At 43.9% G+C, this 20,828-nt stretch carries 25 protein-coding genes and 2 pseudogenes; 26 read left to right on the top strand and 1 reads right to left on the bottom strand.

The features are described 5' to 3' along the window. Positions 1–33 precede the first annotated feature (33 nt). The 26 genes and pseudogenes from HMPREF1863_RS04595 to HMPREF1863_RS04470 form a co-directional block, all read left to right on the top strand. The gene (locus HMPREF1863_RS04595; RefSeq protein ID WP_068367833.1) at positions 34–291 is read left to right on the top strand and encodes an IreB family regulatory phosphoprotein; all 258 of its coding nucleotides are present in this window, start codon (positions 34–36) and stop codon (positions 289–291) included. Positions 292–337: 46 nt separating this feature from the next. Then, positions 338–1,279 (top strand): aldo/keto reductase, encoded by a 942-nt coding sequence (locus HMPREF1863_RS04590; RefSeq protein ID WP_068367831.1) that lies wholly within the window; start codon positions 338–340, stop codon positions 1,277–1,279. Next, entirely contained in the window at positions 1,280–1,696 is a 417-nt protein-coding gene (gene ruvX / locus HMPREF1863_RS09230; protein WP_068367829.1) for a Holliday junction resolvase RuvX, read from the top strand. Positions 1,697–1,761: 65 nt separating this feature from the next. Next, on the top strand, positions 1,762–2,220 hold the full coding sequence (locus HMPREF1863_RS04580) for a Fur family transcriptional regulator (protein ID WP_068367828.1): 459 nt from the start codon (positions 1,762–1,764) through the stop codon (positions 2,218–2,220). Continuing rightward, positions 2,210–3,880 (top strand): ribonuclease J, encoded by a 1,671-nt coding sequence (locus HMPREF1863_RS04575; protein ID WP_068367826.1) that lies wholly within the window; start codon positions 2,210–2,212, stop codon positions 3,878–3,880. Before HMPREF1863_RS04580 ends, HMPREF1863_RS04575 begins: the two co-directional genes overlap by 11 nt. A 28-nt stretch (positions 3,881–3,908) precedes the next feature. Next, positions 3,909–4,550: an O-methyltransferase gene (locus tag HMPREF1863_RS04570; RefSeq protein ID WP_068367824.1), complete on the top strand. Its 642-nt coding sequence runs from the start codon at positions 3,909–3,911 to the stop codon at positions 4,548–4,550. Continuing rightward, a complete protein-coding gene (locus tag HMPREF1863_RS04565) occupies positions 4,543–5,763 on the top strand; it encodes a peptidase U32 family protein (protein WP_068367822.1) in 1,221 nt (406 codons plus the stop codon). The genes HMPREF1863_RS04570 and HMPREF1863_RS04565 overlap by 8 nt, the downstream gene beginning before the upstream one ends. Beyond that, complete coding sequence (gene udk / locus HMPREF1863_RS04560; RefSeq protein ID WP_157065086.1) at positions 5,759–6,391, top strand: uridine kinase; 633 nt, start codon at positions 5,759–5,761, stop codon at positions 6,389–6,391. The genes HMPREF1863_RS04565 and udk overlap by 5 nt, the downstream gene beginning before the upstream one ends. A 196-nt stretch (positions 6,392–6,587) precedes the next feature. Then, entirely contained in the window at positions 6,588–7,058 is a 471-nt protein-coding gene (gene infC, locus HMPREF1863_RS04555; RefSeq protein WP_232300117.1) for a translation initiation factor IF-3, read from the top strand. Positions 7,059–7,072: 14 nt separating this feature from the next. Further along, a complete protein-coding gene (gene rpmI / locus HMPREF1863_RS04550; RefSeq protein ID WP_068367816.1) occupies positions 7,073–7,264 on the top strand; it encodes a 50S ribosomal protein L35 in 192 nt (63 codons plus the stop codon). An 18-nt stretch (positions 7,265–7,282) separates the two neighbouring features. Beyond that, positions 7,283–7,633 carry a 50S ribosomal protein L20 gene (gene rplT / locus HMPREF1863_RS04545; protein ID WP_068367814.1) on the top strand — a complete coding sequence of 117 codons (351 nt, stop codon included), beginning with the start codon at positions 7,283–7,285 and terminating at the stop codon, positions 7,631–7,633. A gap of 43 nt (positions 7,634–7,676) precedes the next feature. Continuing rightward, on the top strand, positions 7,677–9,038 hold the full coding sequence (locus HMPREF1863_RS04540) for a TrkH family potassium uptake protein (protein ID WP_068367812.1): 1,362 nt from the start codon (positions 7,677–7,679) through the stop codon (positions 9,036–9,038). 9 nt (positions 9,039–9,047) lie between these two features. Continuing rightward, entirely contained in the window at positions 9,048–9,716 is a 669-nt protein-coding gene (locus HMPREF1863_RS04535) for a potassium channel family protein (RefSeq protein ID WP_068367810.1), read from the top strand. Beyond that, a complete protein-coding gene (locus HMPREF1863_RS04530) occupies positions 9,703–10,461 on the top strand; it encodes a TrmH family RNA methyltransferase (RefSeq protein ID WP_232300116.1) in 759 nt (252 codons plus the stop codon). Before HMPREF1863_RS04535 ends, HMPREF1863_RS04530 begins: the two co-directional genes overlap by 14 nt. Continuing rightward, complete coding sequence (gene hisS, locus HMPREF1863_RS04525; RefSeq protein ID WP_068367806.1) at positions 10,458–11,768, top strand: histidine--tRNA ligase; 1,311 nt, start codon at positions 10,458–10,460, stop codon at positions 11,766–11,768. The genes HMPREF1863_RS04530 and hisS overlap by 4 nt, the downstream gene beginning before the upstream one ends. 254 nt (positions 11,769–12,022) lie before the next feature. Next, positions 12,023–13,927 (top strand): threonine--tRNA ligase, encoded by a 1,905-nt coding sequence (gene thrS / locus HMPREF1863_RS04520; protein ID WP_068367804.1) that lies wholly within the window; start codon positions 12,023–12,025, stop codon positions 13,925–13,927. Beyond that, complete coding sequence (locus HMPREF1863_RS04515) at positions 13,920–14,444, top strand: SGNH/GDSL hydrolase family protein (RefSeq protein WP_068367802.1); 525 nt, start codon at positions 13,920–13,922, stop codon at positions 14,442–14,444. Before thrS ends, HMPREF1863_RS04515 begins: the two co-directional genes overlap by 8 nt. A gap of 107 nt (positions 14,445–14,551) precedes the next feature. After that, complete coding sequence (locus HMPREF1863_RS04510; protein ID WP_068367800.1) at positions 14,552–15,907, top strand: hypothetical protein; 1,356 nt, start codon at positions 14,552–14,554, stop codon at positions 15,905–15,907. Continuing rightward, positions 15,897–16,340 carry a hypothetical protein gene (locus HMPREF1863_RS04505; protein WP_198142713.1) on the top strand — a complete coding sequence of 148 codons (444 nt, stop codon included), beginning with the start codon at positions 15,897–15,899 and terminating at the stop codon, positions 16,338–16,340. The genes HMPREF1863_RS04510 and HMPREF1863_RS04505 overlap by 11 nt, the downstream gene beginning before the upstream one ends. Beyond that, positions 16,330–16,647: a type II secretion system protein gene (locus tag HMPREF1863_RS04500; RefSeq protein WP_068367796.1), complete on the top strand. Its 318-nt coding sequence runs from the start codon at positions 16,330–16,332 to the stop codon at positions 16,645–16,647. Before HMPREF1863_RS04505 ends, HMPREF1863_RS04500 begins: the two co-directional genes overlap by 11 nt. After that, positions 16,583–17,107 carry a PulJ/GspJ family protein gene (locus tag HMPREF1863_RS04495; RefSeq protein WP_083508512.1) on the top strand — a complete coding sequence of 175 codons (525 nt, stop codon included), beginning with the start codon at positions 16,583–16,585 and terminating at the stop codon, positions 17,105–17,107. The genes HMPREF1863_RS04500 and HMPREF1863_RS04495 overlap by 65 nt, the downstream gene beginning before the upstream one ends. After that, a complete protein-coding gene (locus HMPREF1863_RS04490; RefSeq protein ID WP_068367792.1) occupies positions 17,100–18,002 on the top strand; it encodes a polymer-forming cytoskeletal protein in 903 nt (300 codons plus the stop codon). Before HMPREF1863_RS04495 ends, HMPREF1863_RS04490 begins: the two co-directional genes overlap by 8 nt. Positions 18,003–18,068: 66 nt before the next feature. Continuing rightward, entirely contained in the window at positions 18,069–18,626 is a 558-nt protein-coding gene (gene efp, locus HMPREF1863_RS04485) for an elongation factor P (RefSeq protein WP_068367790.1), read from the top strand. Positions 18,627–18,640: 14 nt separating this feature from the next. Next, positions 18,641–18,991, top strand: coding sequence for a CD1247 N-terminal domain-containing protein (locus HMPREF1863_RS04480; protein WP_068367788.1), 351 nt, complete (start codon positions 18,641–18,643; stop codon positions 18,989–18,991). Positions 18,992–19,628: 637 nt separating this feature from the next. Beyond that, positions 19,629–19,829, top strand: a complete 201-nt coding sequence (locus HMPREF1863_RS09330) for a hypothetical protein (RefSeq protein ID WP_232300115.1) — start codon at positions 19,629–19,631, stop codon at positions 19,827–19,829. 162 nt (positions 19,830–19,991) lie between these two features. After that, a pseudogene (locus tag HMPREF1863_RS04470) lies at positions 19,992–20,237 on the top strand (hypothetical protein); the annotation flags it as partial. Between the two features lie 178 nt (positions 20,238–20,415). On the opposite strand, the pseudogene HMPREF1863_RS08880 reads toward HMPREF1863_RS04470, so the two are convergent. Then, a pseudogene (locus tag HMPREF1863_RS08880) lies at positions 20,416–20,828 on the bottom strand (relaxase/mobilization nuclease domain-containing protein); the annotation flags it as partial.

Raw genomic sequence — 20,828 nt, 5'->3', positions numbered from 1 at the left:
TTTGTGTTATAATAGCTCTATGGAGGAGATTATATGGACAATAATCAGTTTGAAACGCATATATTTGAAAAATCAGGCGGTGACAGCGAGAAAATTCGTTCAGGTATGACCGTAGTGTTTCATGCACTTGAAGACAAGGGATACGACCCGGTCGATCAAATTATTGGCTATGTATTATCCGGAGATCCCACCTATATAACGAGTCATCGAGATGCACGCAGCATCATACAATCAATTGAACGTGACGAGCTTTTAGCAGAGTTGTTAAAATTCTATTTAAAAGAAAAATAGAGATGGGCGTAGGCTCATCTCTATTCTAATGTTACAAAGGAGATCTATGGCTATTTTAGGAAAGAGGGGGATCGAAGTATCGCCTTTATGTTTTGGCTCCTTGACCTTTTCCAGATTTCAAGCAAATTTATCTTTAAAAAAAGGCACGGAATTATTAATATATGCCCGAGAAAAGGGTATTAACTTCATAGATACCGCCGAGATTTATGATAATTACGCTTATATACGCGACGCTATTAAAATTTTAGGTCGCGATGAGTGGGTTATCACTTCGAAGGCTTACTGCTATGATGCTAAAACAGCAGAGGCAAGTGTAAAAAAAGCTCTGACTGAACTGAATACCGATTATATTGATATCTTTATGCTCCACGAGCAGGAATCGCTTTTAACGCTTAAAGGTCACCGCGAGGCTTTAAAGCGTCTAAAGCAGTTTAAAGACGAAGGAATAATTCGCGCCGTAGGCATATCTACGCACTTCATCGGATGTGTCAATGCGACTGCGCTTTTTCCCGAGATCGAAGTCATTCACCCGATAATCAATAAAAAGGGAATCGGGATACAAGACGGTACGGCCGAGCAAATGCTAAACGCCATTAAAGCGCGCCACGACAAGGGCATTGGAATTTATTCCATGAAAGCTTTAGGCGGCGGCCATTTAATTCAAGACAATCGCGAAGCACTTCATTGGATTCGTGAACAGGAAGGCATCGACGCAACGGCGATCGGCATGCAGTCTAAGAGCGAAATCGATTATAATGTCGATTTATTTTTAAACCATCGCGAAAACGAGGAAGCATTACAGGATGTTTCCGGTAAAAAACGCCATTTAATTATCGGCGACTATTGTATCGGTTGCGGCAGCTGTGAAAATCGCTGCAAACAAAACGGCATTCACGTCATCGACGGGAAAGCCGTACCGAATGAAGATTGTATTTTATGTGGATATTGTGCCACGGTGTGTCCGGAATTTTGTATTAAAGTGATTTAAATGAACAGAGTATTAGGCCTAGACATAGGCAATAAAACTATCGGCGTCGCCGTATCCGATCCCCTCGGCATTTTAGCTCAGGGCGTTACGACGATTATGAGAAGTTCCAAAGTAGAAGATGTAAAGGCGTTAAAGCGCATTATTGACGAATACAAGGTGGAAAAGTTAATCGTCGGTCTACCGAAGAATATGAACAATTCCATGGGCTTTCAAGCGACCCGTACGCTAAATTACGCCGAGTATTTAAAAGAAGCCCTCGCTATGGAGATCGAATTTGTCGACGAACGATTGACGACGGCTTCCGCCACTCGCGCGCTGATGGAGGGCGGTGTACGACGTGAAAACAGAAAAAAACACGTGGATAAATTAGCCGCCGTACTCATTTTACAAACATATTTAGATCAACAGTCACTTTAATTTACGCCAAAGAAGGCGCACTTTTTATGTCAAAAGGTACATGTACAGGAATAGGTGGGTGAATTATGCCGGCAAATGAATATAAGGATTTTCTACAAGATAAAGGTTATAAATACACGAAACAACGTCAAGTTGTAATGGATGTTTTTATCGAACATGATGACGAACACATGACGACAGAAGAGGTATTTCAATACGCTTCTAAAAAAATGCCTGAAATCGGCATCGCGACAGTTTACCGTGCCGTTAGCCTCTTGGAGGAAATCGGATTTTTAACGGCCTTAACTCTTTCGGACGGTACGACACGTTACGAACGCCGTTTGAGAGGCGAAAAGCATATTCACCACCATCTGGTGTGCAATAAATGCCACAAAATTACAGAAGTTAATGTGGATTTATTAGATGACTTAGAAGAAGAAATTGAACGAACGGTTCACTTTCATATAACGGATCATAATTTAAAGTTTTACGGCATTTGTGAAGAATGCGCACAGAAGTTGAAAGGAGAGTCTGATGAAGACTAAGGAAAAACTTCGTATAATTCCTCTAGGAGGATTACATGAAGTTGGGAAGAATATGACGGTCATCGAATATCGTGACGAGATAATACTGATCGACTGCGGTATGACCTTTCCGGAAGATGATATGCCGGGAATCGACGTCGTCATACCCGACATAACGTATTTATTAAAAAACAGAAAAAAAATAAAGGGAATCGTCATCACTCACGGACACGAAGACCATATTGGTGCCGTTCCCTATGTTTTAAAACAAATTAATGTGCCTGTATACGGAACCAAACTTACATTGGCACTTCTCGAGAATAAATTAAAAGAGCATCGTTTGCTTCGCTCGACAAAACTCGTGACCGTAAGTTATAAAAAACCTATGAAGGTAGGCAAATACTTTGATATCGAATGGATAAGTGTCAACCACTCCATCCCCGATGCGGCAGCCCTTGCCATTACGACGCCCCTCGGCGTGTTGGTACACACCGGCGACTTTAAAGTTGACTTTACGCCCATTGCAGGCGCGCCCATCGACTTAAACCGCTTGGCGGAAATTGGAGACAAAGGCGTATTGGCACTTTTCAGCGAGTCGACCAACGTGCTTCGGGAAGGCTTTTCAATGAGCGAGCGAAAAGTCGGCGCTACATTGGATCGATTATTCGCCCTTATGCGGAACAATCGGATCATCATCGCCACATTCGCATCTAATGTGTTCCGGATTCAGCAGATTATAAACGCTGCCGAGCGCTATAACCGGAAGGTCGTCTTAAGCGGTCGCAGCATGCTCAATGTCATGGGTATCGCCGAGAATCTCGGTTATCTTCGTGTAAAGAAGAATACCATCGTCGACATTAAGGACATGGATCGTTACAATCCCAAGCAACTGGTTTTAATTACAACCGGTAGCCAAGGGGAACCTATGAGTGCCATGACGCGTATTGCAAATAGTCAGCATAAACGCATTCAATTGACAAAAGACGATGTGATCATTCTTTCATCCCATCCGATTCCCGGTAATGAAAATGCGGTCAATACTGTCATCAATACCTTGTTGGATAAGGGCGTCCGCGTTATCTATGAATCTCTATCCGAAATTCACGTATCCGGACACGCCTATCAGGAAGAGCATAAGCTTATGCTCAGTCTTTTAAAGCCGAAATTCTTTATTCCCGTGCACGGTGAAGTAAAGCACCTTTTAAAGCATGCGGAAGTGGCGCAACGTATGGGTATTCCGAAAAACAATATTTTCCTGCTCGAAAACGGAGCATGTTTGGAAATGAATAAGACAGAAGCCCATCGCGTGAAAGATGTGGAATCCGGTCAAGTGCTTATCGACGGTCTGGGCATCGGCGATGTAGGCAATATCGTTCTACGGGATAGAAAACATCTTTCCGAAGACGGCTTGATAATCGCCATTATTGCCATGAACAAAAAGACCGGCGAAATGGTTTCGGGACCCGACATTATTTCCAGGGGCTTCGTCTACGTTCGCGAATCGACGGATTTAATGAACGATGTGCGTAACACCGTGTCGAAATCCGTTGAGAATTGCAAACAAAGCAATGTGAAAGAATGGTCTGCCATTAAATCGCAAATTCGCGACGACTTGAGAAACTTCATCTTTAAAAAGACTAGACGCAACCCCATGATTCTTCCCATTATTATGGATATTTAATAGCCGGTTTAACCGGCTTTTTTATAGCATGTATACGACAGAACCATTTATCGAAGAGTTTCTTAATGAACTCGTGCCGGAAAAAGACAATTACTTGAAAGAAATGCGGCGCTTTGCCGAAGAGGAAGAAGTTCCCATTATCGACCGGCAGGTGGAAAATTATTTGGCTTTCTTCCTATCGGTATTAAAGCCGCGCACCATTTTGGAACTGGGTACCGCCATCGGATATTCCGCATCGGTTATGGCCCGCGCGACGAACGCCGTCATTACGACGGTGGAGCTGGATTCTGTTCGTGCCATTAATGCGCGAACCCATTTGCAGAACCAACATTTGGAAGATAGAGTGGATCTCATCGTAGGTGATGCGGCGGAATTTATTACGAAAGATCGGGGATCTTACGATTTTATTTTTATCGATGCGGCGAAGGGGCAGTATGAAGTTTATTTGAAAGAATGCCTCAGGCTTTTAAATGAGGACGGCGTAATTTGTATGGACAATGTCCTTTTTCACGGCATGTTGGCGTCGAAAGCTTTGTTTAAACGTCGAAAGATAACTATCGTTAAGCGACTGAAGCGAATGTTGCATACGGTCTTTCAATCGGATGAATTAAGTGTCAACTTACTACCCGTTGGAGACGGTGTGCTGATGATAAGGAGATTGAATGAATAAAGTAGAACTATTGGCTCCTGCCGGAGATCTTGAAAAGTTAAAGACGGCCATCGACTACGGTGCCGACGCCGTTTACTTAGGCGGCGAAGCTTTTGGGCTACGTAAAGCATCGAAAAACTTTCCCCTGGAGACTATGAAAGAGGGCGTAGAGTACGCTCACGCCCGCGGAAAGACCGTCCACGTTACGCTAAACATCGTCCCCCACGACGGCGATTTCGACGGGTTGGAGGACTATGTAAAAGATTTGGAATCTATCGGTGTCGATGCGGTCATCGTCTCCGATCCCGGTATTTTTCAGCGTGTGCGCAGTATCTCGAAGATTCCTATCCACATGAGCACCCAAGGGAGCATTACCAATAGCGACACTGTAAAATTTTGGAGGGATCTCGGCGCCGAGCGGGTGGTTCTCGCAAGGGAATTGTCTTTAGACGAGATTAAAAATATCGTCGACACAGTTGACGGCATCGACATCGAGACATTTGTTCACGGGGCTATGTGTATGAGTTACAGCGGACGCTGCTTGCTCAGCAATTACATGACGGGAAGAGACGCCAATCAAGGGGATTGTGCGCAGCCGTGCCGTTACAAATACCATTTGGTCGAAGAAAATCGTCCGGGAGAATATTTCCCCATCGATTCCACGGAAGAGGGAAGCTTTATTCTCAATTCAAAAGATCTTTCCATGATCGGACACATCGACGAACTTATCGAAGCGGGCATTCGGTCTTTCAAAATAGAAGGACGGGTCAAGAGTTCTTATTATCTCGCCACCGTCATTCGTTCCTATCGCATGGCCATCGATGCTTACTATAATGACCCTGAACATTACGTGTACGACGAAAAGTTATTCGAAGAAATTCAGAAAGTATCCCATCGGGATTTTACGACGGGTTTTTACTTCGGAGAAGCGAAGGATACGCGGGGGATCAGTAACTCCACAACCTACATCAGAGATTACGATTTCGTCGGCGTCGTATTGGATTACGATGAAGAGAATAAGCGCGTCACCATCGAGCAGCGCAATCGCTTATTTGAAGGTGACGAAGTGGAGATCTTCGGGCCGGGGAAAGACTATTTCCTTTGGACGATCGAAGATATGCGAGATGAAGATGGAGAGCCTATCGAGGTAGCCAATAAAGCGAGACAAATTTTTACAGCTCGCCTCGACCGCGCAGTAGAAGCAAAAGATATGATCAGAAAGAAGATTGATTAATATGCGACCAGTTTTAATCGGCCTTTGCGGAGGTTCCGGATCCGGAAAGAGCACTGTTACCGAACAACTATATGCGAACACGGGATCCGAACGATGCACGGTCATTCGCCAGGATAATTATTATAAAGATCAGTCCCATCTTTCTTTTGAAGATCGACAAAAAACCAATTACGACCATCCCTTCGCCTTTGATAATGATCTTTTCATCGAGCATTTGAAATTGCTGCGCGAAGGGAAGTCAGTGGATATGCCGGAATATGATTTTTCCGTTCATAATCGAAAGAAAGAAACCATTCGGCTGGAACCGAAAGATATTATTCTCATTGAGGGAATTTTACTTTTTTCCGAGCCGCGCATTTTGGAACTCCTGGATATGCGGATTTTTGTCGACACCGATAGCGACGTGCGCATCTTAAGGCGCATTAAACGGGATATGAAGGAGCGGGCGAGAAGCTTAGATTCTGTTATCGATCAGTATATGGCGACGGTACGGCCCGCCCATTTACAATTTGTCGAGCCATCGAAGCGTTATGCCGATATTATCGTTCCTGAGGGCGGTTATAATAAAGTGGCGTTGGATTTAATTCAGACAAAAGTCGATCATATATTAAACAGCAGGAAGAAATAGTTTGACAAAGGTGGAATTGACTGATATACTAACGCTTGTATGAAGAAGAAGTCCGTTTCTCACCTTACGACTTACGTTTTAAGGTTTGTTCCAGATTATGTGAAGGCGGGTTTTTTGTGCCCGCTTTTTTTGTTGCCTATGGAGGTGTTTAGTCATTAAGGAAGTTCAAATCAATGGTGAAATTCGCGCAAAAGAAGTGCGTCTTATCGATCCCGATGGAGAGCAATTGGGAGTTGTGTCCATTGACAAAGCAAGAGAAATTGCTGATGAATTTAAGTTAGATCTCGTCAACATTGCACCGACAGCGAAACCGCCGGTGTGTAGAGTATTGGATTACGGCAAGTATCGCTACGATATGATGAAGAAAGAAAAGGAATCCAAGAAAAAGCAAAAGACCATTACCGTTAAGGAATTGCGTCTTACGCCTAAGATCGAGTTTCACGACTTAAACACTAAGGCCAATCGAGCAATTGATTTCCTTAAAGACGGAAATCGCGTCAAGGTTTCGGTTCGTTTCCGCGGTAGAGAAATGGGCCATACTGAAATCGGGCGCGAAGTGCTTGACGAGTTCACCGAGCTTGTTTCGGAATATGGTCAAGTCGATAAGAAACCGAAGATGGAAGGCAGAAGCATGGTCATGTTCTTCAGTTCCAAGTCAGATAACTAATAGGAGGAAATGCTATGGGTAAAATGAAAACACATAGAGGTTCCGCAAAACGTTTCAAAAGAACGGGAACCGGTAAATTGAGAAGATTTAAAGCCTATAAAGGTCACTTGACCGGTAAGAAAACGGCTAAGAGAACGCGTAATCTAAGAAAAGGATCCATGGTCTCCGCAGCCGATACGCGTCGTATCGACCATATGATTCCGTAATCGGGGGGTAGTTAAGATATGGCAAGAGTAAAAAGAGGCGTTAACGCTAAGCGTCGTCATAAAAAAGTTTTAAAACAAGCTAAAGGTTATTTTGGAGCTAAATCCAAGCTTTACAGAGTTGCAAACCAAGCAGTTATGCGCTCTATGAGCTATGCCTTTGCAGGTAGAAAGCAAAAGAAAAGAGATTTCCGTAAACTTTGGATTACGAGAATCAACGCGGCCGCTCGTTTAAACGGCATGAGCTATAGCCGTTTCATCAACGGACTTAAAAAAGCGAACGTAGATATTAACCGCAAGGTTTTATCTGAACTCGCAATTCATGACCCGGAAGCATTTGCACAACTTGTTCAAGTAGCTAAGGGAGAATAATTGCTACACCCTGTAGGGAAGACTCCCTGTAGGGTGTTTTTATATGGAGCAACCATTGAAATTACCTGACTTTATTCATAAAAAAATCACGAAAAACCCATCCCTCGTGTTAGGCTTATCCTTTATCGTGCTCATATTAGCAGGTGCCGTACTTTTAACCATGCCCTTTGCATCTGCCGACGGTAAAAGTTTAGACTTTGTCGATGCGCTTTTTACATCCACGTCGGCTTCCTGTGTAACGGGGCTTATTGTAAGAAACACGGCGGCAGCATGGAGTATATTCGGGAAAATTGTCATTATTACCCTGATACAAATCGGCGGCCTCGGCACCATGACCATGATGGCGTGGGTTTCTATTTTAATCGGTAAACGAATTGGCCTTAGCGGGCGTATGTTTATAAAAGAGCAATGGAGTGCGGAGTCTTTAAAAGGCCTTGTGCGCCTTATGCGCTTCGCCACACTTTTTACACTTTCGGTAGAAGGTATAGGCGCTCTGCTTTTAAGCTTTCGACTGATCCCTCTATATGGCATCAAAAAGGGCGTCGCTTTTTCCGTATTTCATTCGATCAGCGCCTTTTGTAACGCCGGCTTCGACCTTTTCGGCGATTCTCTCGTCTCTTTCCAGGGCGACTATTACGTTACGTTGATCATCGCCGGTTTGATAATTTTAGGCGGTCTCGGTTTTATCGTTTACGTCGACCTTTGGCATTTTCCTGAAAAACGCCGATTACGGGGGCAATCGAAACTTGTCATTACGACGACGGCCATTTTACTCGTTGCGGGAACTTTCTTATTTTATTTCTTTGAAGCGACCAACGTAGATACTATTGCCGCCTTGCCCGTTCCTCAGAAAATTCTGGCTTCATTTTTCCAATCGACGACTTTTCGTACGGCGGGATTTAATTCCATCGATATGGGGAAAATGCGCGACGCCACCGTATTTTTCAGCTTTTTGTTAATGTTTATCGGCGGATCGCCGGGTTCTACGGCAGGGGGGCTTAAAACTACCACCTTTGCCATCGTTATGAGTTCTGCTTTTGCTACATTGAAGGGGCAGGACGACACTGTTCTTTTCAAAAGGCGAGTGGAAGAGGAGACGGTACGCAAGGCATTTTCATTATTTGTCATTGCCATCGCTCTCGTTTTTGCCGTAGCAGCCTTTATAGTGGCTTTTGAAAAAGGCGTCTTTCAGTTTATGGACATTCTCTTCGAAACTATTTCCGCCTTCGACACTGTCGGTGTCTCGAGAGGCATTACAGGAAGTTTAAGCAGCTATTCGAAACTGGCGCTTTCGTTTACAATGTATATTGGTAGAATCGGGCCCACTACCTTTGCTATGGGCCTGTTCCACGACGAACATAAAAAGAAATACCGCTATGCGGAAGGAAAATATATAGTAGGTTAGGAGCGAGCTATGGGTAAAAGTTTTATTGTTTTCGGCATCGGCCGACTGGGATCCACTGTCGCCAAGAAGTTATATGCCATGCATAACGACGTATTGGCGGTAGATGTAAACATAGAGAAGATTAAAACTATTTCTGAAGACGTCACCACCGCCATTCAAGCCGACATTATGGATGCAGACGTACTGGAGGATTTAGGGCTGAGCAATTTCGATTGTGCGGTGATCGCCATCGGTAGCAGTTTGGAATCGGCGATTATGGCGACTATATCCTGTGTCGAAGCGGATGTTCCCATGATTATAGCAAAGGCTCCGACGCGACGTTACGGAGCCATACTGAAACGCTTAGGTGCCCATAAAATTATTTATCCCGAAGTGGATATGGGCGTTCGTCTTGCGAAGAGTTTGTCGGACAACGGAATTTCCGATTATTTCGAGATCTCCGAAAATTATGGCGTCATCGAATATGAGGTAACGGAAGATTGGGTTGGAAAAACGGTAAGGTTATTGGCGTTCAGAAGTCACTTCCACGTCAATGTCATCGCCATTCGGCGGGACGAGGGGCTGATCGTCCATAATATTGCCGATGAAATTTTACAGAAAGGCGATGCGATTATTTTCTTCGGAAGCGACGAAGATTTGAAAGAAATCCAAAAGGAACATGGAATTGAAAAGAATTGATTCTGAACATAATGAACGATTCAAAAATTGGAAAAAATTAAAAGATAAAAAATACCGGGATCGCTTCGGCGAGTTATTAGTGGAAGGTACGGTAGTCGTCGAAGAGATTTATCGCGAAGGCTACGTTAAGGAAATTTTAATCGACGATGAAAAACTTCATTTGGCAGAAAAATTTGAAGATAAAGACGTGCCCGTTACGGTTTTAAAGCATTCTTTATTTGAACAGCTGACGTCGACGGAAACCAGCCAGGGTATTATCGCTCGTTGTCGCCATTTTATACGCGATCTGAAAGAATTTCCCCCAAAAGGGAAATTCCTATACACCGACGGCGTACAGGATCCCGGTAATTTAGGGGGCATGATTCGCTCGGCGGAAGCCTTTCATTTCGACGGTATTTTGCTCGGAAAGGGAACGGTAGATCCCGGAAATGACAAATGCGTTCGCTCGTCTATGGCGTCGGCCTTCCGCGTGCCAATGGCGAAAATCTCAGATGACGACTTAAAAAAATTACATGAAAATATGTCTTTTTACGGCTTGGATATTCGTGGATGCGACATAGGCAGAGATTTGACAACAGAGGAAAACCTCGTGCTGATCGTAGGCAACGAGGCGCGAGGACTTCGTGAAGAAACTCAAGAAATAGTAGACCATATGCTTCGCATACCGATGAAAGGAACCATCGATTCATTAAATGCCAATGTGGCGACATCCATCGCCATGTTTATGATTGGGGGAATAAAATGAAGAATATAGTACAGCCATCGACGTTGCCGGGATTTATGGAATTGCTCCCGAAAGACCAACTGGTCTTTAATCGAATGAAAGATATTATTCGACGCAATTACGAAAGCCACGGCTTTTTGCCCATCGACACGCCGGTGTTGGAAAAGCAGGAAGTGCTCCTCGCCAAAGGCGGGGGAGAGACGGAAAAACAAATTTACGCCTTCCAAAAGGGAAGCACCGATATCGCCATGCGATTTGATTTAACCGTTCCCTTGGCGCGTTACGTCGCACAACACTATAGCGACTTAAGTTTTCCCTTCCGTCGCTACCATATCGGGAAAGTATACCGCGGCGAAAGAGCGCAAAAAGGGCGTTTTAGAGAATTCTATCAATGCGATATCGATATTATCGGTAACGACAATCTTTCCATCGTAAACGACGGCGAGATTCCCTCGATTATTGAGAGTACCTTTATGGATTTGGGATTCAACGACTTTACCATTCATATCAATAATCGCCGCATATTAAACGGTTTCTATCGTGCTCTCGGCATCGACGATACGACGGATGTTTTGCGCGTCGTGGATAAACTGGATAAAATCGGAATCGACAGTGTAAAAGAAGAGCTGGAAAAGTTGGGCCTTTCCCAAGATAGCATCGAAAAAATCGCGGAGTTTATCGCCATCGACGGTACAACTCAAGAAATATTCGATCAGTTGGATGCTTTGAAAGTTGACGATGAGGATTACAGACGAGGTGTTCAAGAGCTTAAAGAAGTATTTGAAATCGCATCCGCCCTCGGCGTTAAAAGCGAGCACATGATTCCCGACATGAAAATTGCCAGAGGCTTGGATTATTATACGGGCACAGTTTACGAAACGATTCTGGACAATTACCCATCCATCGGCTCCGTATGCAGTGGCGGACGTTACGATGATTTGGCAAGCCATTACACGAAACGAAAACTACCCGGCGTAGGCATTTCCATCGGCCTTTCCCGTCTTTACTACCAATTAAACGAAGCGGGACTCTTAAAATCTTACGATCAAAAGGGATGCGATTGCCTGATCATTCCCTTCGACGAAGCGAAAATCGAAGGTCTGAAGCTCCTCAAAACATTGCGCGACGAAGGTATTTCCTGCCAGCTCTACGGCGAAAGCGGAAAAATCGGAAAGAAATTTAAGTATGCCGACCATATCGACGTTCCCTATGCCATCGTGTTGGGTCAATCGGAAGTAGAAGAAGGTAAGCCGAAACTTCGCAATATGAAAACGGGGGAAGAAGAGAGTTTAACGGTCGAAGAGATTTTATCTGTAGTAAAGAAATAATCATAAAAATTTTGTAAATTCATTGAAAAATGAATTGCTTTCTGCTATACTACTTTTCAAGTATGAAGGGACGAGTACGCAAGCCATCAGCGAAAGAGGACGGTGTGAGCTCTTACATTTGCGGAATACCAACCCTGACTTCTGCCTTAATCGGCAGCGCATAACAGGCGTTATCTGTTTTGAGAAGTAATGAAGGTGGAACCACGGTACCGATCGTCCTTTTGGGGCGGTCGGTTTTTTTATTGAGGTGAATTATGTTTAAGTTAAGTCTACCTGATGGAAGCGTAAAAGAATATGAAGTAAAGAAATCGGTCAAAGAATTAATCGCCGATATTTCCGAAGGTCTCGAGAGAGCCAGCGTCGGAGCAGTTTTTAACGGCGAAATTGTAGATAAACATTATGTGATCGACGAAGACGGCACGTTTAAAGTGGTCAAATTCGAAGATCCCGAAGGAAAGCAAATTTTCTGGCACTCTACGGCTCACTTAATGGCCTATGCTATTAAAAGACTTTTCCCCGCTACGAAATTTGCCATTGGCCCCTCCATAGAAAACGGCTTCTATTACGATATTGATTTAGATCAACAATTAAGCCCGGACGATTTGGAAACCATCGAAAAAGAAATGAAGGCCATCGTTAAAGAAGGCCCAATCTTTGAAAAAGAAGTCGTTTCCAAAGAAAAAGCGGAAGCCATTTTTAAAGATGAACCCTATAAAATTGAATTAATCGAAGATCTTCCCGCCGATGAACAAATTTCCATTTATCGTTTAGGGGATTTCGTCGATCTATGTCGCGGACCCCATCTTGAAAATGTAAAAGACATTAAAGCCCTTAAGTTAACCTCTATTGCAGGCGCATACTGGAGAGGCGACGAAAAGAACAAAATGCTTCAACGGATTTACGGTATTTCCTTTACGAAGAAAAAAGAATTGGACGAATACCTGGAACGTATGGAAGAAGCTAAACGCCGCGATCACCGCAAGATCGGCAGAGAATTAGATCTCTTCAGTTTCCGCGAAGAAGGACCTGGCTTCCCGTTCTTCCATCCCAAGGGAATGATCGTACGTAACGAATTGGAAACTTTCTGGCGCGACCTTCAAATCGAAAGAGGTTACGGGGAAATCAAGACGCCCATCATCTTAAACGAAGCCTTATGGCACCGTTCCGGACACTGGGATCATTATCGCGACAATATGTACTTCACCAAAATTGACGGCGAAGATTACGCGATCAAACCGATGAACTGCCCGGGATCCATTTTGGTTTACGAACAAAGCATGCACTCTTACCGCGATTTCCCGATTAAACTTATGGAATTCGGTCAAGTACACCGTCACGAACTTTCCGGCGCGCTCCACGGACTTTTCCGCGTTCGTACCTTTACTCAAGACGATGCCCACGTCTTCATGCTCCCCAGTCAAATTCAAGAAGAAGTTATTAAACTTATCGACTTGGCCGACGAACTATACAATACCTTCGGATTTGAATACACCGTCGAGTTATCTACTCGTCCGGAAGACAGCATGGGTACCGATGAACAATGGGATATGGCCATCGACGCCCTTCGCAAAGCCCTCGACAGCAAACAAATGGAATACGAGATTAACGAAGGCGACGGCGCTTTCTACGGCCCGAAAATCGACTTCCACTTGCGCGATGCTATCGGCAGAACATGGCAATGTGGCACCATCCAATTGGATTTCCAAATGCCTCAAAGCTTTGAATTGACTTACGTCGACGAAAACGGCGAAAAACAACAACCGGTAATGAGTCACCGTGCGCTCATGGGTTCCATGGAACGTTTCTTCGGTATTTTAGTCGAACACTTTGCCGGTAAATTCCCCTTGTGGCTGGCTCCGGTTCAAGTTAAAGTTCTTCCCATTAGTGAAAAATTCCATGGCTATGCTGAAAAAATTACCGACGAATTAAAGGCTAAAGGCATTCGCGCCGAATTCGATGAACGTAATGAAAAAATCGGCAAGAAAATTCGCGACGCACAAATGGAACGTATTAACTATATGGTCATCGTCGGCGAAAAAGAAGAAAGCGACGACGTAATTTCCGTACGTAGTCGCGACGGCGAAGAACGTTCCGCATTAAAACTCGACGATTTCGTAGCCGAATTAAAAGAAGAAATCGCAAGCAAGAAAATTGACTAAGATTTATGCCATCGGCGATTCATATGTTGCCGGCTACGGCGTAAGGCCCGGTAAATCTTGGGTCGATCGACTGGAGGAGAAACTTCAAAAGCCCATCGTTAATTTAGGGGTGAACGGCGCCTGGATTACCGAGCGGGCGGAAGTTACGATCCCTCTTGAAGAAGACGATCTTTTAATCGTCTTAGGCGGATGTAATGATCTTTTAGGCGATGGAAGGGCACAAGATGTAGAAAAAGCTTACGAGCATTTTCGAAACATGGCCCGTGAACGGAAAGCCCGGGTATTGATCCTATTGCCGCCGATGCCGAGCATCACTTCTGACGAACTTTTTGTCGGAATGGCCATGATCGAATCCTTAAAAAATAAGTTAACGGAACTTTACGCTATAAGTGAAGGCCTGTCTCTCGATCGCGTTATCGCAAGAGACGACGCGCGATTTATCGACGGCATTCACTTAGATGAAAAAGGCCACGAACTTATCGCCGATGCGGTGTATGAAGAAATTTTAAAATTGTAAAAGAGGCTCGCTTCGGCGAGTCTTTTTTGCTCCTTGGGGTGTGAAAATGCGATGAAGCCGTCGACACCGGGAAAGGGCAATGGTACAATACCTATAGAGGTGATCACGTGAATTTTGATTTTTTGCCTTTTCGAAATAATAATATTCCCAATCGAAATGATGAACTAAAACCTATACTTAAAGATACATTTGCTCGCCTGAAACGAGGCGAAGTTTCTAAAAAGGAACAAGCTGCCCTTGCCGCTCTTCTCCTTGCAGCCACTTGCGGCATCGGTTATGGTGCTTTTCTTCATGCGCCTCTCGCCGAGCAGGAAGCATTAAAGGCCGCAATGAAAACATCGGTAGCACACGCTCAGGAAGCGGATGCGAACCAAATGAAAAACGAGAAGACGACACTTAAAGAAACGGATGTGGAAAAAGCCTTGGAAGATGATATTGCATCGGATCCCAATGTTTCCATTTCCAATGAAGAAGTGGCGAGTGGGGAAGGTAGCGAGGGAAGCCTAAATGTTGTAGTTGAGCATAATGGACCTACCGAAACCCTTACCCAATACTTGGAAACTTTAGAATCACTGCCCTATAAGGTCACCGTCGATTCCGTTTCCTACAGCAAAGATCCGTCCAATATGGAAACGACGACCATTCGTCTGTCTATTCCTTACGAAATCGTCGATAACAGCTTGGCATCTAAAACATTTGAAACGACACCGGCCACGCCGTCTGCGCCGGCTACGCAAACGCCGGAAACGACGGCCACACCTACGACAGGCAGCGGTTCGTCGTCTACAAGCTCCTCGTCTTCCTATAGCAGAACCCCTACGACGGTCGTTCGCCCCTCTACCGGTACGGCGAAAAAACCAAGCACTACCACGGTGAAAAAACCCGCCGCAAAGAAACCGGCGAGCCCGGCTAAAACCAATCAAGTGAAACCTCAAACGGAAAAACCGCCCATGACATCGGAAACCGTATATTTGGCACCGCCGATTACACGTTATTCCGTTATGGATACGATTTTAACTGTAACAGGCGACGGTACATTTGAGACGTCCTTTGTCTCCGACGGCGCAGGAAATGTAGCAAAAGAAAACCGAGTAGGTAATTTAACTTTTACGACGCCGGCTCTTGAAGAAGGGGCTCAAGCCCTGAAACGCGAAATCTTCCTCGATACGGGCGGATTCTATTTGCCGAAAAACGGCTACGAATTTACAATCGACGTTATTCCCGACGCAAATGTAGGCGGCGAATTCAGTCTACTGCTCTCCGATCTTTCGGGCCATACAAAAGAAGTATTGCCTTCCCGTAAAGGAGATGTAGGCGACGGATACACCCGTCTGTTCTTCCCCTTAAACGGTATGGACGGAACCATGCGCGTCGTGCAAATGCGCTATAAATTCCAAGATCCGGGTGGAGTATCGGTCAACATCCCCATGAAAAATGTTCAAATTTTATCCCATGGAAAATAAAATACGGGCCATGACACTCGTCGAAGTCCTTACTGTCGTCGCTATTTTAGCTTTGACGGTAGCCGTTGCGACGTTGGGCCTCCTTGGCGTTCGGCAATTTAAAGCTGAGCGCCAATTACATATGATGGCAGGAGAGCTTAGCGATTTAAGGCGTGTGGCCATGACGGAACGGAAAGAAACATCCATGAGCTTTTCAACCGACGGGTACACAAAGAGCGTGAAGGGTCGTGAAGGAACTTTTTCGCTTTACGAATCAAAACTTGTTTTTACAAAAAGCGAGACGTCTAACGGAAAAGATCGATTGAGCTTTTCTCCGTCGGGGAGACCGGCAAATAGTGGAACGATATATTTTGAAATTGGGAAAAGATCCTATGGACTCATTCTTTCTCCTGTAAACAGCCATATTCGAGTGGAGAGGTTCCATGAAAAATAAGAGTTTCAGTTTGATTGAAGTCATTTTGACCCTCGGGATCGTAGCCCTTCTTGTCGTGATGTTGAGCGCCGCCTTAGGCGGGAGTGCCCTTCAATTCGGTCGTTTAAGCCGCGATCGAGATGCTGCCGTGGAAGGGGAAGACGTCATGGAAGCGGCCATGGCCTATCAAACTTTGAAGTCAAAACACTGTCATGTGCAGATCACGAATTATAGTGAAGGAATAGAGCAAGTGGAGGTATTCCATGATAAGACGGGAAAACTTCTTTTTCGTGGGCTTCGGCCGAAAAAAAGCATTTACACTCCTTGAATTAATGCTCGCCCTGGCCATTGGATCGCTGTTAATGGCCGTTCTCGGAAATATTTTGCTCACATCCCTTAATACTTCTGCCGGACTTGGCCGGAAAATGACGCGAACCAACGACGAATTTTTTGCGTTGCAATCGTTGATCGACGAGATTCACAGCGCCGATGCATTTTACTTCATCGAAGATAACGGGTTGCAGCTGTATGTACGGGAAAAAGGGCGAAACGGCCATAAAGTGGTGAGTTATGTTTTGCAAAATCGCACACTTTCACGTTACGGCGATTATTATCGTGCAAAGTACAGTAAAGAAAAAATAGGGAAGCGACCGGGCGTACGAAATATTATCTTAGACGATGTAAAAGAGCTCCATTTCAGCAGAGAAGGCGATTTATTGACGATTCGCCTCACGCGAGGCGGAAGAGAGTACACGCGCTCTGTGGCGTTGAGAGGTGGCTATGACTAAGCGATCCGGATCCGTTTCCTTAATGGCGGTTATGATTTTTTCCATTATAGCCCTCTTATCTCTCTACTTATTTTCGAGACTGGAAACCCAATCATTATCGGCCCGCGCTATGAAAGACAGTGCGCAGAGCGGATACTACGCAGAATCTCTGGCGTACTTGGCATGGAATGACCTAAAAGAAGAAAAACTGGCATCCCTTTTTACCGGCGGAAAACAAACGCTCCCACGTCCGCAGTACGGCGACATTACAGCGCAGACGGCGGAACTTCAACCTATAAAAGAAGAGGGAAAATACTGTTCCTTTTCCCTTTTGACGCGGGCAACCTATAAGGGGATCAGTTCTTTCGCTCAACTTAAAGGGGAATTGGTCAATCCGATTTTTAATGTTGAGAGCGGACACCTGGATTTTGGGACAAAAGGCTTTAAAGAAATCGTCTCACCCTGGTTTGCGGCTCTGGAAAAAGATCCCGATTACATGAAGGAGCCTTCTGTCGATAGCTGGATGACAGCCAATGGCGATTATGTAACATACGACAACAGGCGTTTTCGAGTGATCCGTGGAGAAAATGAGATCGCAAGTTTTTCTCCCGATCTGCCGACGCGCATCTTTATACGAGGCGAGCTCACGTTAAAGACGCCCACGGCAATGGAAGGTCTCGCAGTCATTAACGAAGACGCCATTATAAAAGGAAATTTAAAGGTAAAGGGCGTCTGCATAATAAAGCCCGGTGCCCGTATCGAGGGTCGACTGGCCTGTGACGGCCTTATTTTAGGGAATCAGCCGGAAGGTGCCGTCGTCGCCTTCAATCCTAAAGCAACGGAAAGGGTTCTCTACCCGTTCCCCGGATTTATAAAAATCCATGATCTCCATATGAAAAAAGTTTACGAGCAATAGCTCCTTAGTTGTGAGATTTTTTACAATTTGGTATAATGTGTTAGCAGTACAAAGAAGGAGGATTATATGATCTCAGCAGGTGATTTTAGAAAAGGTGTAACTTTTGAAATGGATGGCGATGTCTATCAAGTCGTCGATTTCCAACACGTAAAGCCCGGTAAAGGTGCGGCATTCGTTCGTGCAAAAATCCGTTCCGTATTAAACGGCGGCGCGAAAGAAACGACCTTTAACCCCTCGGAAAAATTTGAAAATGCGGTTATTGAAACCAAGCAAATGCAATACTTATATTCCGACGGCGAGCTTTATTACTTTATGGACAACGAAACTTACGAACAAATCCCGATTGAAAAGGAATTTGTCGAAGATGCGTTGAACTTTATGCGGGAAAACGACATGGCGACGATTCAAATCTACCAAAACAAACCCATTAACGTTACACCCGAAAACTTTGTTGAACTTGAAGTTACTGAAACCGAACCCGGCGTCAAAGGCGATACGACCTCCGGCGCTACAAAACCTGCAACGGTTGAGACCGGTTTTACACTCCTTGTACCGCTATTTGTCGATCGCGGAGATAAAATTCGTATCGACACCCGTAGTGGCGAGTATATGTCCAGAGTTTAATGAAGGAGGCTGCCATGAAAAATATTTTACAAAGAATTGCGTACGTCCAAGGATTAGCCGACGGCTTGGGATTGGAAGAAAATTCCAAAGAAGGCCAAATTCTCTTGGAACTTGTCGATGTTGTAGCTGAACTTACAGAAGTTCTCGACGAAAAATTTGAAGATCTCGAAGATTACGTCGACGTAGTGGAAGAAGATTTAGCTGAACTTGAAGATTACGTCTACGACGATGAAGGGTACGACGATTTCGATGAATACGATCTCGACGATTACGATCTCTTCGATGACTATAACGATCCGACCGAAATCGATGTAGAATATGAAGGCGCCGAACCTTTTATGGATGAAAGTGATTTAAGCGAATAACAAAGACCGCCTACGGGCGGTTTTTTTAGGGTTCTATGTCAACCATTGGGGAGTCTAGTGAAAACTAGGCTCCTTTTTGTTTTCCTAAATGCCATCCATCACCGGTTTTGAACAGGCTAATATTAAACGAAGAAAGAAAAAGTAATAATTTTTTATTTTTTAAAAAGTAAATTTTGATTTTAAAAACATAATCCCAGTCAATTTAATGATATAAAAATATCAGCGTGGGATTTACTTTTCCGAGTTACAGTAATATAATTGTATACAATAAAGAATATTCCTTAACAGAACCGGATGAAACGTAAAGGAAAGTAGCTATAGGCGTCTAAAGTTGAAATGTAATTTATTAGACATGTCGGATTTAACATTAGAGTTACAAGGAGGCATAATGGTGGAACGGAATAAACTTGAAAGATATCACATGTTCACGAAGGTCTTTAGTATTATATGGTTCGTCTTACCCGTACTGGTGATCGGCTCTATGTTTAAAGATATCTACGTGGGCCATATTGATTCACGAAACATCGTGTTTCAAATATTTTGTGCTATTATATTGGTAATTGTAGGGTCTGCGTTTCGTAATCTAAACTATCTTCTGAAAGATATTCTTCATGAGGATAGGTTTTCTGTTCAATACATGGAAAAAATTTCCTCCCTTGTAAAGACGACGATGGTTGTCGTCTTCCTATATGGTTGCATAGGTTATGAGGGTGGAGGTCCCGGTTTGGAGCGAATTGATTTAAGTCCGGATATGATATTGTCGCTTGCCTTTCTTGCTTTTCTTCAAATTGTTTTCAAGCTGTTTGTTGTTTATCGGGATATGGTTCAGGAGAAGTAATTGGAAATTCTCCAAATGGTTTGACCGAAATCGATGTAGAATATGAAGGCGCCGAACCTTTTATGGATGAAAGTGATTTAAGCGAATAACAAAGACCGCCTGAGGGCGGTTTTTTCTTTGATTAGGATATTGTGAGGTTTTGAATGAAGCGTGATGAAAGACGAGACGGTAGCACTTTTGCCCAAACTCGATGTCGATAAGCATATAAATATTGAAATTGAGCTGGATGAGCTTGATTTGACAAGTGCTGAAAGTAAGGCAACATATGCTCAAATCACAGAATATGTTTGGAATAAATTTCAATTAAAAGTTTCAACATTATATATTGCACAGATAAAAAGGAAATGTGGAATAGAATTACGAGAACATTACAACAAGTCTAAAAAGGAGAAACAAATTATTCCATAATGTACACCTGAAAAAGACGCAGCCATCGTGGATGCTTTGAGACACTTCAAAATGATTTAATAGAAAAGAATGACAGCATATGACTTTCTGCATTTATGACATTCCTACTTGGTATAGGAACAGTTATTATTTCTCTCTTACGAGGTATGAATTAGAAAATAGGCTCAATATAAAGATTGATAGGATCCTTGTCAAATTGAAGCCTGCTTTTCCAAGAAGTGCCATGTTTTGCCTGTTCGTTTTCATACCAAGATTTACCTTTAATATTATATTTTTTCTTATAGCTTTCGTAAAACTCGTCAATGACAGATAGGCTATTTTCTTTGCAGAGTTTATCACTCTGATAACGGATTTGGTGGTAGCTTTTCTTGTTAGACTGGTAGCATCTACCTGTTACCATATTTACATTATTGAAGATGATGTGATTGTGGATATGCCCCTTATCTACGTGAGTAGATAAGACAAATTCGTACCATCTTTGAGTATCTTTTTACACAGCTCCATACCAATCTGGTGAGCCAATTCAGGACCCAGTAAAAATGATTGAATGAGATGTCTTGCAAGAACGGTTCCTTTTGTTCCTGCGTCATT

It is taken from the genome of Aedoeadaptatus coxii, assembly GCF_001553115.1.
Taxonomy (GTDB): Bacteria; Bacillota; Clostridia; order Tissierellales; family Peptoniphilaceae; genus Aedoeadaptatus; species Aedoeadaptatus coxii.
The sequence above is the reverse complement of the archived record's forward strand: the minus strand, read 5'-3'. Positions and strand labels throughout refer to the sequence as shown.